This is a genomic window from Nocardia sp. NPDC058519 (assembly GCF_042719755.1).
Classification (GTDB): Bacteria; Actinomycetota; Actinomycetes; order Mycobacteriales; family Mycobacteriaceae; genus Nocardia.
Genome location: NZ_JBHXNK010000026.1, coordinates 41116 through 55436, shown reverse-complemented (window position 1 = coordinate 55436; position 14321 = coordinate 41116). Strand labels below are relative to the sequence as shown.

14 protein-coding genes and 1 pseudogene are annotated in these 14321 nt (G+C 66.2%); 8 read left to right on the top strand and 7 right to left on the bottom strand.

Features of this window, described 5'->3' with window-relative positions; genetic code table 11:
- Positions 1-18: 18 nt before the first annotated feature.
- Entirely contained in the window at positions 19-303 is a 285-nt protein-coding gene (locus ACFWPK_RS25670; protein ID WP_378919870.1) for a GNAT family N-acetyltransferase, read from the bottom strand.
- A gap of 37 nt (positions 304-340) precedes the next feature.
- Complete coding sequence (locus tag ACFWPK_RS25665) at positions 341-1714, bottom strand: FAD-binding oxidoreductase (RefSeq protein ID WP_378919868.1); 1374 nt, start codon at positions 1712-1714, stop codon at positions 341-343.
- 342 nt (positions 1715-2056) lie between these two features.
- Here ACFWPK_RS25665 and ACFWPK_RS25660 point away from each other — a divergent pair, with 342 nt between their 5' ends.
- Both ACFWPK_RS25660 and ACFWPK_RS25655 read left to right on the top strand, forming a co-directional pair.
- Positions 2057-2368, top strand: coding sequence for a hypothetical protein (locus tag ACFWPK_RS25660; protein WP_378919866.1), 312 nt, complete (start codon positions 2057-2059; stop codon positions 2366-2368).
- A 65-nt stretch (positions 2369-2433) separates the two neighbouring features.
- Entirely contained in the window at positions 2434-2934 is a 501-nt protein-coding gene (locus tag ACFWPK_RS25655) for a GtrA family protein (RefSeq protein ID WP_378919864.1), read from the top strand.
- Positions 2935-2967: 33 nt separating this feature from the next.
- Here the strand turns inward: ACFWPK_RS25655 and ACFWPK_RS25650 are convergent, their stop codons facing one another.
- The 3 genes and pseudogenes from ACFWPK_RS25650 to ACFWPK_RS25640 form a co-directional block, all read right to left on the bottom strand.
- Positions 2968-3609, bottom strand: a complete 642-nt coding sequence (locus ACFWPK_RS25650; RefSeq protein ID WP_378919862.1) for a Type 1 glutamine amidotransferase-like domain-containing protein — start codon at positions 3607-3609, stop codon at positions 2968-2970.
- Positions 3609-4448, bottom strand: coding sequence for a maleylpyruvate isomerase N-terminal domain-containing protein (locus ACFWPK_RS25645; protein ID WP_378919860.1), 840 nt, complete (start codon positions 4446-4448; stop codon positions 3609-3611). The genes ACFWPK_RS25650 and ACFWPK_RS25645 overlap by 1 nt, the downstream gene beginning before the upstream one ends.
- Positions 4445-4906: pseudogene (locus tag ACFWPK_RS25640) on the bottom strand (HIT family protein); the annotation flags it as partial. The pseudogene ACFWPK_RS25640 and the gene ACFWPK_RS25645, both read right to left, overlap by 4 nt.
- Before the next feature lie 394 nt (positions 4907-5300).
- On the opposite strand from ACFWPK_RS25640, the gene ACFWPK_RS25635 reads away from it, so the two are divergent.
- The 5 genes from ACFWPK_RS25635 (at position 5301) to ACFWPK_RS25615 (ending at position 10933) form a co-directional block, all read left to right on the top strand.
- Positions 5301-6419, top strand: coding sequence for a Re/Si-specific NAD(P)(+) transhydrogenase subunit alpha (locus ACFWPK_RS25635; protein ID WP_378919858.1), 1119 nt, complete (start codon positions 5301-5303; stop codon positions 6417-6419).
- On the top strand, positions 6419-6721 hold the full coding sequence (locus ACFWPK_RS25630; RefSeq protein WP_056818017.1) for an NAD(P) transhydrogenase subunit alpha: 303 nt from the start codon (positions 6419-6421) through the stop codon (positions 6719-6721). The genes ACFWPK_RS25635 and ACFWPK_RS25630 overlap by 1 nt, the downstream gene beginning before the upstream one ends.
- A gap of 17 nt (positions 6722-6738) precedes the next feature.
- Positions 6739-8157, top strand: a complete 1419-nt coding sequence (locus ACFWPK_RS25625; RefSeq protein WP_378919960.1) for an NAD(P)(+) transhydrogenase (Re/Si-specific) subunit beta — start codon at positions 6739-6741, stop codon at positions 8155-8157.
- A 166-nt stretch (positions 8158-8323) separates the two neighbouring features.
- Positions 8324-10153, top strand: coding sequence for a hypothetical protein (locus ACFWPK_RS25620; RefSeq protein ID WP_378919856.1), 1830 nt, complete (start codon positions 8324-8326; stop codon positions 10151-10153).
- 3 nt (positions 10154-10156) lie between these two features.
- Positions 10157-10933 (top strand): ESX secretion-associated protein EspG, encoded by a 777-nt coding sequence (locus ACFWPK_RS25615; RefSeq protein WP_378919854.1) that lies wholly within the window; start codon positions 10157-10159, stop codon positions 10931-10933.
- Here the strand turns inward: ACFWPK_RS25615 and ACFWPK_RS25610 are convergent.
- The gene (locus tag ACFWPK_RS25610; RefSeq protein ID WP_378919852.1) at positions 10913-11458 is read right to left on the bottom strand and encodes a hypothetical protein; all 546 of its coding nucleotides are present in this window, start codon (positions 11456-11458) and stop codon (positions 10913-10915) included. The two genes, ACFWPK_RS25615 and ACFWPK_RS25610, sit on opposite strands and share 21 nt — an antisense overlap.
- 383 nt (positions 11459-11841) lie before the next feature.
- Between ACFWPK_RS25610 and ACFWPK_RS25605 the strand changes: the two genes are divergently transcribed.
- Positions 11842-13704 carry a hypothetical protein gene (locus ACFWPK_RS25605; protein WP_378919850.1) on the top strand — a complete coding sequence of 621 codons (1863 nt, stop codon included), beginning with the start codon at positions 11842-11844 and terminating at the stop codon, positions 13702-13704.
- Between the two features lie 33 nt (positions 13705-13737).
- On the opposite strand, the gene ACFWPK_RS25600 is transcribed toward ACFWPK_RS25605, so the two are convergent.
- Entirely contained in the window at positions 13738-14226 is a 489-nt protein-coding gene (locus tag ACFWPK_RS25600) for a hypothetical protein (RefSeq protein ID WP_378919848.1), read from the bottom strand.
- Positions 14227-14321: the final 95 nt, after the last annotated feature.

Genomic DNA, 14321 nt, shown 5'->3' with positions numbered 1-14321 from the left:
CCCGCGTGCCCGCGTGCATCAGCCGACCAGGTCGGCGTACTCGCGGTGTTCGGCGATGTACTTCTCGACATACCAGCAGGTCGGGATGATCTTGAAGCCGTTCGCGCGGGAGTCGTCGAGGCCGTACTTCACGACCTCCGCCGCGACCCCACGGCCCCGGAACTCCGGAAACGTCATGGTGTGGTGGAAGTCGCGGACCTTGGCGTCTTCACGTTCGGCGTAGTCGGCGTATCCCGCGAGGATGTCGTCGTGGTAGATCTCGAAACGGGTGTTGGCGACGTTGTGCTCGAGCCTGGTGGTCATACCGGATGCTAACCCTGCCGTCCCTTGCGATGTTCCGCTAGAGGACCGCGCCGGGATTGAGGATGCCCTCGGGATCGAGCGCGTCCTTGATGCGCCGGGTCAGCGCCATGACGTCGGGGCCGACCTGGTCGGGCAGCCACGCCTTCTTCAAGCGCCCGACGCCGTGTTCGCCGGTGATCGTGCCGCCGAGCGCGATGGCCAGGTCCATGATCTCGCCGAAGGCTCGGTGGGCGCGGGCCGTGTTGTCGGGGTCGGTGGGGTCGTGCACGATCAGCGGGTGGGTGTTGCCGTCGCCCGCGTGCGCGATGATCGACACGAGCACATCGTTGCGTTCGCCGATCGCGGTGACCCCGGCGATCAGGTCGCCGAGGCGGGGGAGCGGCACGCCGACGTCTTCGAGCAGCAGCGACCCGATCTTCTCCACCGCGGGAATCGCGAATCGGCGTGCGGCGGTGAAGGCTTCACCTTCGGTGGCATCTGCGGTGTGGAAAACCTCTGTCGCCCCGGCCTTCTCACACAGCCCAACCATCAGCTGTGCTTCGTGCGCGGCGAATTCGCCTGGAGCGTCGGAGCGGGCGACGAGCAGGGCGGCGGCGGTGCGGTCCATCCCCATCCGCATCTCGTCCTCGACCGCGTTGATCGCGACGGTGTCCATGAATTCGAGCATGGCGGGGCGCAGCGTCGAGGTGATTGCCAGGATCGCGTCGGTCGCCGCGGTGAGCGAGCCGAAACTCGCGACGACGGTCGACTGCGGTGGCTGTGCGGGCAGCAGCCGCAGGGTGAGTTCGGTGATCACGCCGAGCGTGCCCTCGCTCCCGACGAACAGTTTGGTGAGCGACAGCCCGGCCGAATCCTTGAGCCGTGGCCCGCCGAGCCGCACCACGGTCCCGTCGGCAAGCACCACTTCCATGCCGAGCACGTAGTCGGTGGTCACGCCGTACTTCACGCAGCACAGCCCGCCCGCGTTGGTCGCCGCGTTGCCACCGATCGAGCAGATCTCGAACGAGGACGGATCCGGCGGGTACCACAGCCCTTCTTCCGCGACGGCCCGCTTCACCTCCGCATTGAGCAACCCGGGCTGTACCACCGCGATCCGGGTCACCGTGTCGACGCTGATCTCCCGCATCAACTCGGTGGTGAGCACGATCCCGCCGTCCACCGCGGTCGCCCCGCCGGACAACCCCGTCCCGGCCCCACGCGGCACGACCGGCACCTTGTTCGCGTGCGCCCACCGCAGCGTGGCGGCGACATCGGCGGTTCCGCGCGCCCGCACCACCGCCAGCGGCGTGCCCGCATCGGGATCGCGGGCCCAATCCTGCCGGTACCCGGCCAGCAGATCGGGGTCGATGACGACCGCCCCGTCCGACAACGCCGAAATCAACGAATCGAGGTCACCGCTGCGCTCGTCCACCTGTCCACGCTATCGCGCGCACCCCATCCGCCGCGGGCAGTTCGCCCTGGTCCGGTGATCACACACAGGCATCGCCCGAGAGCGGAATCGCACAGGCGCCGGGTGATCAATTGACCAGATGTGATGTGGGTCCGAACAAGGAGGTTTCCGCATCGCTGTGATCTGGCGCGCCCCATTGGTGTATACGCCGTCCAATGCTTCACAATGCCCATACCGGGTGTGTTCGATGGTGAATCGCCTCGCCGCCCAGCGTGTTTCGAGTTCTGCTCCACGGGTGCGCTTCGCGCGCACCGATCATGCGACGCTGTTGCGCCGCACCGTTTTTCGCAGGGAGGACTGGCGATGCCGAAGGAACCGCAGGACCGCAGTGAGCTGGTGGGTGCCCTGTTGGCCGCGGAATTCGCCGACGCGGGCATCGACACCGACGCGATGCGCAGCGTCCACACCGGCGCACACCACGAATGGCTGTCCGCTCTGGAATCGACGGGGATGTTCGACGTCCGCGCGATGGCCGAGATCGCGCAGCGCTGGGCGGCCGACCCCGCGCTGCTGCGTGACGCCCTCCTCGCCGAGGCCGACGAGATCACCCGCCGCCGCTGCCTCGCCGCATGGGCCTCGTTCGATACCCGCCCGATCGCTGCGGTAGGCCGCTAGCTTCTCGGCCCACCCGTTTGCCGGTTGCTCACCCTGGCTTCATCTGCCGCTGGCAGGCTGGCCGCGTGGAGCATCAGGCGAGTGTCACCGAGTCGGTGGCCGACCGATTCACCCGTTGGTGCGAGGCCGTCGTTGCCCGGCTGCCGTGGGGCCTCGATCGGTATATGCCCGCGACCCTGCTCGGGTTCGGGCTGATCAACAGCTTCACGTTCGGCGTCGATCTGCTGCTGCTCACCCTGCTGCACAGTGGATTCGGTCTGCCGGTCTGGCTGTCGATCACCCTCGCCTACATCGCCGCGTTCGGGCTGAGCTTCCTGCTCAACCGCACTTTCAACTTCCATTCCCACGCGCCGATGGGCAAGCAGGCCGCGGTGTATGTGGTTGTCGTGCTGGTGAACTACCTGGCGTTCATCCTCGGTGTCGGCTCGGGTCTCACCGCGCTCGGCCTGGAATACCACCTGGCCAGGCTGCTCGCCGGCGGCTGTGAGGCCGTGTACATGTACAGCGCGATGCGCTGGATCGTCTTCCGCCGCAAACCGGCGGTAGCCGCGTCTACCGCTGCGTGATCGGCGATCCGGCGTGGTGCCGAACTCGCGGTCTCAGCCTCTGAGTACCTCGGTGCGGTCGCCGTCGACCAGGACGACGTCGTTGTCGGTGAGGGCCCAGTGCGGGATCTGTTCGGCGACGCAGCGGGCCAGCATCGCGGCGGAGTCGCCGTCCGGGTCGGTGGGGGAGTCCAGGTGGACGACCAGGCGACGATCTACCAAACCCAGTCCGTCCCACAGTGGTTCGATACCGGTGGTGGGCAGCACCTCGGCGGGATCGTCCATGGTTTCCAACCCGTGCAGGTCGGGTCCGAGCAGGCACGCGCCCGCGCTGTAGCCCGCGTAGACCAGCGCGTCCTCGCGCAACAGAGTCGTGAAGACGGAATCAGCACCGCTGCGGGCGAATTGGGCACGCAGGACGAAGGTGTTCCCGCCACGCACCCAGACCATCGGGAACGTGCGCAGGTGCCGTTCCAGCCGTTCCGGCTGTCCGGCGTACTCGCGCAGATCAAGCACCTCCGGCGAATAGCCTTGCTGTTCCAGCGGTTTCACATCGCTCATCACCGCCGACGACCAGGCGTCGGGCCACGCGTCACACGCGTTCGGAATCACCGCGACCCGTCCCGGCGCACCGACGAGCCCGACGAGCCGATCAGCGAAACCACCGAACCGGTATGACGCCAGGAAAAGTCGCATCAGATGGTGAACGCCAGATTCCGCACGAGCCGCTCACCGAGGGCCGTATCGCCCTCGACGACAACCTCGCCGGGATGCCGGTCGGCCGTCGTGCGCCCACCGCGCAACCGTGCGAAAAGCCCGGAATCCATCCGGAGCACGGTCGTCGGCTCCCCTGCAGCCTCGTCGAGCACCGTCCCACGCCCACCGGCGACCGACAGATGCACCTGCCTGGTCACCGGCCCGGTCAGATCGAGAGTGACCAGCGAACCATCCGGCGCCTTGGCGCCCTTCACCACGGCACGACCGAGACCGATGGTCAGTTCGGCGAACGCGGCCTCGGCGCGCGCACCACCCTCGGGCACGCTGCGGCCGATCCCGTCGGCGAGGTCGAGTTCGTGCATCCAGCAATCGAACAGCCGCACCCGCATGAACCGCCCGTAGGGCACCTGCCCGACCGGTGAGACGGTCGTGGCCTGCCAGGCCTCGTCGTCCATCGCGGCCAGGGCGGCCCGGCGACGCTCGGTGGTCTCGTCGAACAGCGCGAGCAGCCGCTTGCCGGAGAGCGGGCGCAACCGGTCGACCCAGATCTCGTTGAGCACGGCCACTTCGTTGCGCACATGCGGCAGCGTTCGCACATCGGTCTTGGGGCGCAACGGATCATGCGGCGGCGGTGTCTCGCCGAGCAACCACGATTCGGTCCCGATCACATGGGCGACCACGTCGAACAGCGTCCAGCCGGGCAGCGGAGACGTTCGCCGCCAAGCCTTCTCGTCGAGGTCGGCGACCAGCAGCGCGATGGCTTCCCACTGCTCGGCGAGCAGATCGGTGAGTTGTTCGCGCCCCGGCGTCTCGGTCATCCCTGTGCTCCTTCTGCTTCGCTCTGGTCGAGTGCGGACAGGCCCGCGCGGATCGCCGCCGCGGTCGAATTCGGTTCGTGCGGACGACGCAGCAGGAAGCCCTTGGCGAAGCTGAGTTTGTCACCGTGTTTGCGGGGAACCACGTGCAGGTGGACGTGGCCGACGGTCTGGAACGCGGCGGCACCGTCGTTGAGAACGAGGTTGGCTCCATCGCTCGCGAGCCCGCTCACGCGCAGCGCACGGGCCAGGCGGTGGCCGGTGCGGAACATCCGGGCGCCGAGTTCGGGATCGAGATCGTCGAGCTCGGTCGCGTGGACCTTGGGGACGATCAGGGTGTGGCCGCGGGTGATGGGACGGATGTCGAGGAACGCGCACACCGCGTCATCGGAGTAGACAATGGTCGCCGGCGCGGCACCCGCCACGATCAGACAGAAGGCGCAGTCGTTCACGGCCTCGACCCTACGGTGTGATCTGGGTCGCGCAACAGCCCGAACGAGTCATCGGCATGACCCGCGTCACGTCCCGTGCGACGCCGCGGTGCTCGGTCGGCGGTCGGCTGTCGAGGTGCGTGCTCGATCCGGACCGGTGTTCTCGGGTCTCACCTGCGGCGACGAATCCGGGTGGGCGCGTCGACCGGTGTCTACCGGGTCGGGAGGCCGTTGTCACGATCTATCACGTCCACGGTGTCCGATTTGTGGTCGTCAGTCCAGTTCTCCGTTGTGACGGGCATCTCCGCTAGGCTCACCGCGAGCCGAGTACAGTTGCGAGGATTTGAGTCGAACTTACCCGCAGGTAACTTCGGCAACCCGTTGTTCCCAGGCTCGAAGCCAGCACGAAAAGGAAGTCTGACTAGTGGAGACAACGCAAAACGTGGGCGAGGGTTCGCCGCGCGGAGCGCGTGTCGGAGTCGTTCGCGAGTCCGGCCCGGGTGAGCGGCGAGTCGCATTGGTACCCAAGATCATCCCCACCCTGTCCAAGCAGGGTGTCGAGGTGATCGTGGAAGCCGGTGCCGGCCTCGGCGCTCTCATTCCCGACGCTGCCTACGTCGAGGCAGGCGCGACCATCGGTGATCCGTGGTCGGCCGAGGTCGTCGTCAAGGTCGCCCCGCCCAGCGATGCCGAGGTGGCCAAGCTGTCCTCCGGGCAGACGTTGATCGGGTTCCTCGCCCCGCGCAATGCCGAGAATCAGATCGGTGCGCTGAAGTCCGCCGGTGTGCAGGCCTTCGCCGTCGAGGCGATTCCGCGTATCTCGCGCGCCCAGGTGATGGATGCCCTGTCCTCGCAGGCGAACGTGGCCGGCTACAAGGCCGTGCTGCTCGCCGCGTCGGAGTCGACCCGGTTCTTCCCGATGCTGACCACCGCCGCGGGCACCGTGAAGCCGGCCACCGTGCTGGTGCTCGGTGTCGGCGTCGCCGGTCTGCAGGCTTTGGCCACCGCCAAGCGTCTCGGCGGGCGGACCACCGGTTACGACGTGCGTCCCGAGGTCGCCGATCAGGTGCGTTCGGTCGGTGCGCAGTGGCTGGACCTGGGGATCGACGCCGCCGGTGAAGGCGGGTACGCCCGCGAACTCACCGACGAGGAGAAGGCCCAGCAGCAGCAGGCCCTCGAAGACGCCATCAAGGGTTTCGACGTCGTGATCACCACCGCGCTGGTGCCGGGTCGCCCCGCCCCGCGTCTGGTCACCGCCGCCGCTGTCGAGGGCATGAAGCCCGGCAGCGTGATCGTGGACCTGGCCGGTGAGACCGGTGGCAACTGCGAGCTCACCGAGCCCGGCGAGGTCGTGGTCAAGCACGAGGTGACCATCGCCTCGCCGCTGAACCTGCCCGCCACGATGCCCGAGCACGCTTCCGAGCTGTACTCGAAGAACATTTCGGCGCTGCTGGAACTGATGCTGGTCGACGGCAAGCTCGCCCCCGACTTCGAGGATCAGGTCCTGGCCGACTCCTGCGTCACACGTGAGGTGCAAGCCTGATGTACACCGAACTGCTCGCCAATATCGCGATCCTCGTTTTGTCCGGCTTCGTCGGCTTCGCGGTGATCTCCAAGGTCCCCAACACCCTGCACACCCCGCTGATGTCGGGCACCAACGCCATCCACGGCATCGTCGTGCTCGGTGCGCTGGTGACCCTTGGCAACGTGAAGGACCCCTCGCTGCTGGTGCAGGTGATCCTGTTCGTCGCGGTGGTGTTCGGAACACTGAACGTCATCGGTGGTTTCGTGGTCACCGACCGCATGCTCGGCATGTTCAAGGGTAAGAAGAAGGCGGCCGAGTGATGCACGCAGTCGACAATATGACCTACCTGGTCAACGGCCTCTACATCGTGGCCTTCTCCATGTTCATCTACGGCCTGATGGGCCTGACCGGCCCGAAGACCGCCGTACGTGGCAACCAGATCGCCGCTGTCGGTATGGGTCTGGCCGTGGTCGCCACCCTGATCTCGGTCCGCCACGCCGCCCTGCTCAACTGGATTCTCATCGCCGGCGGTCTGATCGTCGGTGTGGCACTGGGTGTTCCGCCCGCCATCCGCACCAAGATGACCGAGATGCCGCAGCTGGTCGCGGCGTTCAACGGTGTCGGTGGTGGCACCGTCGCGTTGATCGCGTGGGCCGAATTCGTCGACAGCGCCGGCTTTTCGCAGCTGCACGAGGAACCGACCGTCCACATCATCATCGGTTCGCTGTTCGCCGCGGTGATCGGCTCGATCTCCTTCTGGGGCTCGATCATCGCCTTCGCGAAGCTGCAGGAGATCCTGTCCGGCAAGCCGATCGGTATCGGCCGTTTGCAGCAGCCGCTGAACCTGCTGCTGCTCCTCGGTGCGATCGTGTGCGCGGTCGTGATCGGCCTCGGTGCCGACAACGGTGGTGTTTCGCAGCTGTGGATGATCGGGCTGCTGTTGCTCGCCGGTGTGCTCGGCCTGATGGTCGTGCTGCCCATCGGCGGCGCGGACATGCCGGTCGTGATCTCGCTGCTCAACGCCCTGACCGGTCTGTCGGCCGCGGCCGCGGGTCTGGCGCTGAACAACACCGCGATGATCGTCGCGGGCATGATCGTCGGCGCGTCCGGCACCATCCTCACCAACCTGATGGCCAAGGCCATGAACCGCTCCATCCCCGCGATCGTGGCCGGTGGCTTCGGTGGCGGCGGCGCGGTCGCCGGTTCGGGTGACGGTGAGGCCAAGACCGCGAAAGCGACCTCGGCCGCTGATGCCGCGATCCAGATGGCCTACGCCAACCAGGTGATCGTGGTCCCCGGCTACGGCATGGCCGTGGCCCAGGCCCAGCACGTGGTCAAGGAGATGGCGTCGCTGCTCGAGGCCAAGGGCGTCGAGGTCAAGTACGCGATCCACCCGGTCGCCGGTCGCATGCCCGGTCACATGAACGTGCTGCTGGCCGAGGCCGAGGTCTCCTACGACGCGATGAAGGAAATGGACGACATCAACGGCGAATTCGGCCGCACCGATGTGGTCCTGGTCATCGGCGCCAACGACGTCACCAACCCGGCCGCCCGCGACGACAAGTCCAGCCCGATCTACGGCATGCCGGTCCTCAACGTCGACCAGGCCCAGAGCGTCATCGTGCTCAAGCGCTCGATGAACTCCGGCTTCGCCGGGATCGACAACCCGCTGTTCTACGCCGACCACACCTCGATGTTGTTCGGTGATGCGAAGAAGTCCGTCGGTGCGGTCACCGAGGAACTGAAAGCACTGTAAGACAAGCGAATACCCGGACCAGGGGTCCTGTCGTTCCTCGGAGCGGCAGGGCCCCTTGTCATTTGGCCGACCGAGCGCGTCGGCGCGAGGTCTCGTAGGATCGCAGCGGATGGAGCGAAGGCGCGTTGGCCGGATCGGCGCGCTCGGAGGCTAGGGGGGCCGCGCGGTGACGACGGATGGGGCGGTGCCGAGCCTGATGGCCGAGGCATCCAGCGGCGGACTGTATTACGAGATGGGAACCGCGGCAGCGTGCGCGCAGGCTTGTGCGCGATTCCTCGAGACGCTCGATGTCATCGCAGTCCACGCATCGCTGGTCCAGCACGTCGAGGCCGTCAGTGCCCAGGCGTGCGGGGAAGCGCTCGCGGCCCGGTTCAATATGGCGGGCAGTGACCTCGAGAGCCGAATGAAGGAACACCAGAAGGCCGTCGCCGATCTCGGTGAGATGTTCGTCCAGGCCGAACGACGCTACGTACAGTCCGACGAAAGCGCGGCCGATGGGTTCACGCGATTGCGGAACGAGGTCGGCCGGGAGGTCGTCACGATCGTCGAACGTGCGGAACCACAGGCGCTGAAACCCACGTCCCGCACCGTCAATTCAGGTAGGGCAGTGGAGGTTACACCCCCGGACAAACCACAACTCGGCAAAGAGCTGGTGGACTTGAGCGGACAGTCCGAAAAGCGCTACAGCAATATCATTTCCGCTGTCAGTGGATCCTCGTTGAGTTGGGACACGCTGTACAAGAATCGTTTGGTGATGATTTCGAATGCCGGGACTCTCCGCATTGCCGCGTCACGGTGGGGAACGATGTCGGACACCATGAAAGAAGATGTCGCGGTCTTCGGCAACACGATGGACAAGGCGGTCTCGGAAGGTATCAAGAGCCCAGCGGGTACGCGTGCCAGGACGGCGGTCTCGGCCTACGTGAACTCGATGGCGCAACTGGTAGCTGCCACGGATCTGATGAGCGACAATTTGGCGTTCGTGTACAGCACCATCTCCGGGTTGTATCCCAGTCTCCCCGCGCAGACGGAAAGCGCGTTCCGGGCCAAATCGAAGGTCAGCGAAGCGGCGTTCCTGGAGAGGCTGAACGGACACCGCGACACGTGGACGAACTGGTATCCGAACAATATCGACGGTGCCGCCAAGTCGGTGCCAACGGTGCCGGGATTCCTGAATCCGGTCGCGTCGGCGCCCGCCCCCCTTCCTGAACTGGAGCAACCGGGCGCGGGTCTCGGCAACGGCGGTGGTTCACCGTCGTCGCCGGGCGGCGGAGACGATGGCGGCGCTCCGGTGAAGCAACCGTCCGATACCCCGGAGGAGACGCCGGCCACTCCGGATACGCCGAAGACCGAAACCCCGACCACGGAATCCCCGACCACGCAGACCCCGTCGACAACCACCGACGACTCCACCTCCGACGACCAGACCTCCGATACCACGCCGTCCACCTCACCCACCGAGACGACCAGTCCGACGACCTCCGGCACGGACACCTCCGATTCGTCCTCACCGTCGACCACGCCGACGACGTCGACTCCATCGACCTCGCCCACCGCGACCTCGCCCACGACGACTTCGCCGGTGTCGGCCCTCACCGGTTCGCCGAACTCGTCGAAGCCCGGCTCGGTTGCCGCCGGCGGTGGCGGTGGAGTCCGAGGCGGTGGCGGTGCGCCCGGTGCGGCGGCACCGTCGTTGCGTGCGGGCACCCAGTCGAACCTGTTCCCTCGTGCGGGTCTGGCAGCCTCGGTCACCCCCACCGCCGGTGTTGTCGCCGCGAGTAGTGGAGCCGCCATGCCGGGTGCCATGGGCCCCGCCGGTGCCGGCGCCGCAGGCCAAGGGAATCGGCAGGACTCCCATCAACGTGCCAGATACCTGGATTCGGCGGCGCATATGGACGAGGGCTTGGGCGAGGCGCAGGTGGTCGTGAACCCGGTGATCGGCGAAGACCCCGACGCCGTCCAAGACCAGGACGTCCCCGAGCCCGGTAGGCGCTGACCGATGAACCGATCCTGGCGATTCACCGAGACCGAGTTCTTCGCCCTGTGGGAGCACGTGACCACCGATTACCACCCCGCCCCCTTCCTCTACACGTCACGAACCCAGAGCCATCAGGAGTTCGAGAGGGAGAAGCGGCAGAAGCTGGCCGATCTGGACCGCCGCCTCGGCTACGACTTCCGGGCCAGAATCGCGGAGATGGCGCGTCCCGACATCCGTATCACCGCCTTCGGCGTGGACGAAACCGTGCGTGGCGAATCGCCCGCGGTCCGTGTCCGCGTCCTGGCGACCCGCAAAGGATCCCGCGGGTACACCGTCGTCCAGCATCCGGGCGAATCCTATTGGTACGGAGGTGGATACACCATGACCGAATGCGAAGCGGTGAGCCTGGGCAATGCTGTGGTCGACCTGTTGCCCACCTGCGACCCCGGACGCCACAACGAGATCCCGCTGCCGCCCGCGCCCACCCCCGCCGATCACGATGCCCCCTCGCGAATCTTCGCCACCGCGGGTGCCGCATCCTCCAGGCACCACCGGGACTTCATGATCCCCTCGGTCTGCGCGGGGACGATCGAAGTGGCACAGGGAGATTCGATCTACGGCCCCGATGGTCTGATCAGCCGAACCCTGACCTGGCGCGACGTCCCGGGGGACGGTCGGTACGCAGTCAACGACACCACTCCTCTGGTGGCGACCTCCGTGACCGCTGATCGTCTCGTCTCCATGGTCAACGCCCGAGTCTCGACGATCGTGAAAGCCTTACGCGCCGAGCGGTCCTAGCACTGTCCCGCTGGTCGGCCACATCCGATCGGTCTCGAATGACGTTGTCGCCCAGTCGAAGATCGTTCTCGATGCCGCATCGGTAGGTTCGAAGTGCCTGGTCTGCTTGTTGATTGTCAGAATGAAGGCGGGTTGGGGTTCGCCGCTTCCGATATCCCGGACCTGGGTGAAGTATTCGATCACGGTCGGAGTTTCCTCGAGCCGGTGAACGTGGATTTCGGTGCGGTGGGGGTAGATCTGGATCCCGGACATCGGCGTGCCGTCTTCGACGAAGGCGCTGTACTGCCGGACGGCCTCTGTGGGCGAGGCGCTGCTGCCGAACTCGGTGATCACCCCGGTGCGCGCGTCGACGATCCGCTGGGTGTAGCCCAGCATCCAGACGCCCGCGGCTTCTTCCTCCGGGCTGGGGCAGGGTACGACCAGCCAGCCGTGCTCGAAGTGGTCGATGTCGAAATGAGGATAGATTCCCACGGTTCTCGTGAGGTAGTCGATGGCTTCCTCGGTGGAGTGAAGCGGTGCGCTCATCGCCTGTCGCCCTGTCGTCGATACTCGGTGCCCCACCGAGGATGGCATGCCCGGCGACGAAATGCGCGACGGCGCTGGATCGCTACGACCGCCGCGCGGCCGTAGGATGGGATCGTCGGGCGGGAGAACTCCGCGCCGGATCCGGGCAACGATGGACGGAACACAGTTCTCGAATGGCAGACGACGATCTATTGTCCGTGGCGCCGAGCAGCGTGCTCCGTGACGCGGCAGCTGAGTTCGTGCGGCGGTGTGGCGAGAAGACCCCGCCGGTTCGGCCCGTCGACATTGTCGACCCAGTGTATTCAGCGTTTCAGGGCGCCGTAGTCGGGCGCTTACCTGAGCGCGCTCCGATCGACCCCGGTCGCCAGATGATGTGGGGGACGGTGAATGGTTCGGCGATCGAGCTGTCCGACGTCCACTTCCTCACTGTCGAGAGTGCTGCGGACGTGCGGGATGTACAGCTGACAGCTCTTCAGGTATCCGCCGTCGCCGATCTGCTGCGCGAGCTCGCCGCACGACTGCGTCCAGGCGCCGCGTTCGGGTTGTCCGCCGGCGGTATGGCCTTGGCCGAATTCGCCGACCGAATCGCCGACGATCTTTCCGCGCGAGCACCACAGCCGCGGCCGAGGCCAGCTTCCGATCTCGACGATTGGCAGTCCTGGCTGGAAGATGTCGAACAGGTGCGGGATTCGGACCTGCGTAATGCGGTGGTCCGCCTGCTGGATTCGCTCGCCGAACAAGGCACGAGCACCGAGCCGGTCGACGAGGAATCCGTGGTCGAGGCATTCGAGGCATTGGCCGGTGTCGTCGAGTCGGCTCGGCCTTCCGGTGTGCCGCATGGCGGCGACCCCGGACTTTTCCTCCGTAGCGTCGTGGGCAGAACCCTGCTGGATGAGGCCATCGATATCCGTGCGAGGCTGGCCGCCGAGGCCGACAGCGCCGAATCGACCGCCGGTGAACCAGATCTCGTCGCGCTGACAGAACGTGTCGCCTTCGCGGCCGGGATTCTGCTGAAAGAGCTCGCGGCGAGGCTCCGTCCCGGTATCACCTACGGTTTGCTGCCGATGAAATCAGAACTCGGCATCCTCGCCGAGGATTTGGCAGCCGAACTACTGGCGCAAACCGAATACGGTCGCCCGGCCTTCTACCCGGGCCCGACCAGGCTGTACGTAACCGCTCCGGACCGCGTGCACCCGACCGCCGGTCATCCTGGCGTGATGGCCCCCGTCGATCATCTCGCATCGGCCGATTCGGCCTATATCGTTCCAGTGCGACCACTTTCGCCGGAGTCGGTGCGGGAGTACCGAGAACTGCGTGAGTCGGTGCTGTCGCTGTGCGGGGTATTGGATGGTCCGAATGGCTCCGGAGCCGACTTCCTGACCGCCGCGGAAGATATCCAGCATCGGATTCGCGGCGGGATACCCGCCGCTTCCCCGGTGGATCCGACTCGACACTTCCTGCATTTCGGGACGCTCACCCACCATCGAACCGAGCCCTACGGCCTGACAGAATTCGCCCGCTACGTCGAGGAATCCCTCGCCGACCCGGCCCGAACCCCGTACCGACCACTGCTGCTGTCCCCGGTCGAAGCGGCTGTCGTCGCCGACCTGCTGGACGAGCTGTCGGCAAGGCTCATCCCCGGTGCCGCGTTCGGAATCGACAGCAGCGGGGCATCGCTCGCCGCGGTCGTCACCGATGCGGCGGGTGCGTTCCGCGCTCGCACGGAGTTCCGGCGCGAAATTCCCGCGACTCCGTTCTCGGCTGTCCCTGACACGAAGTACCAACGGCTCCGCGACGCCAGTATCAGATGGCTCGACACTTTCGATGAGAACGGTAGCGGGCAGCTCACCGACCCGGTATCCACCACCGCACTGATCGACCTCTACCTCGTGGCGCGTGATCGGCCACCGCGAACAGATCCGAGCCGAACTCACCTGGTCCGGGACCCGGCGTTGCACTTGCGAAGTCGGCTCGCCCACGTGGGTGGCCGCGTGCTTCCAGTGACGTTGGAGGGGGAGGCCTCAGCGATCGAAAGCCTCCTCGCGGCAGACTCATTCGATGAACGGCACACGGATATCCGGTGGCCCGGCCTGAGCGGCGTTCACGTCAGCAGCATGCTCGGCGAACTCGCACTACGCCTGCGCCCCGGCCCAGCGTTCGGCCCGTCGAACAACGGCCGAGCCTTGGCGGACATCGCGAACCGCCTCAGCGAAAAGATCTGGAACCAGGTGTCTCCCGGTACGTGATCGACTAGTCGGGCCGCCGGTTTGCGGTGCTGATCATTGTCCGGTGACGACCGCGAGCGCGCGTTGTCTGGTTCCCTCATCGACTTCGGCGAGATGGAATTCGTTGTCGATGATGTGACGTTTGAGGTAGCGGGCAGGCGGGAAACCGTGCTTTCGGAAGTAGTGCGGGACGGCACCGGCCCAGATCCAGGCTCCGTCGGTGCGGTAGTTCAGCGGGACATCGAATTCACCCGGGGCGAATTCATCCTCGCCGAATCCTGGTTCCGACCAGATGACCGGTGCGGATTCCAGGTAGCTCAGCATGGGGTGGTGGAGTTTGTTCATCAGCGGGCGGCGGTCGAGCGGGCGGCCATCTTCATCGTAGCCGTCGACGACGGGGGCGACACGGGGAGCTTCGGTAAATGCTTTGCGGCGTTCATCGCGTATATCGGCCTTCCGGTGCAAGTCGGAGTCCAATTCCACCCACTCGCAGTAGTACTCGTCTTCGAAATCCTCTGGCCATTGCGTGCGGTCCAGGCTCAAACTGTTCCTCTTGACGAAGGCTGTGAAGTGATCCGACATCGCCTTCTCGCGTTCTGCGATGAATTCTCGGTCCTCAGGTAGCATTTTCCAACTCG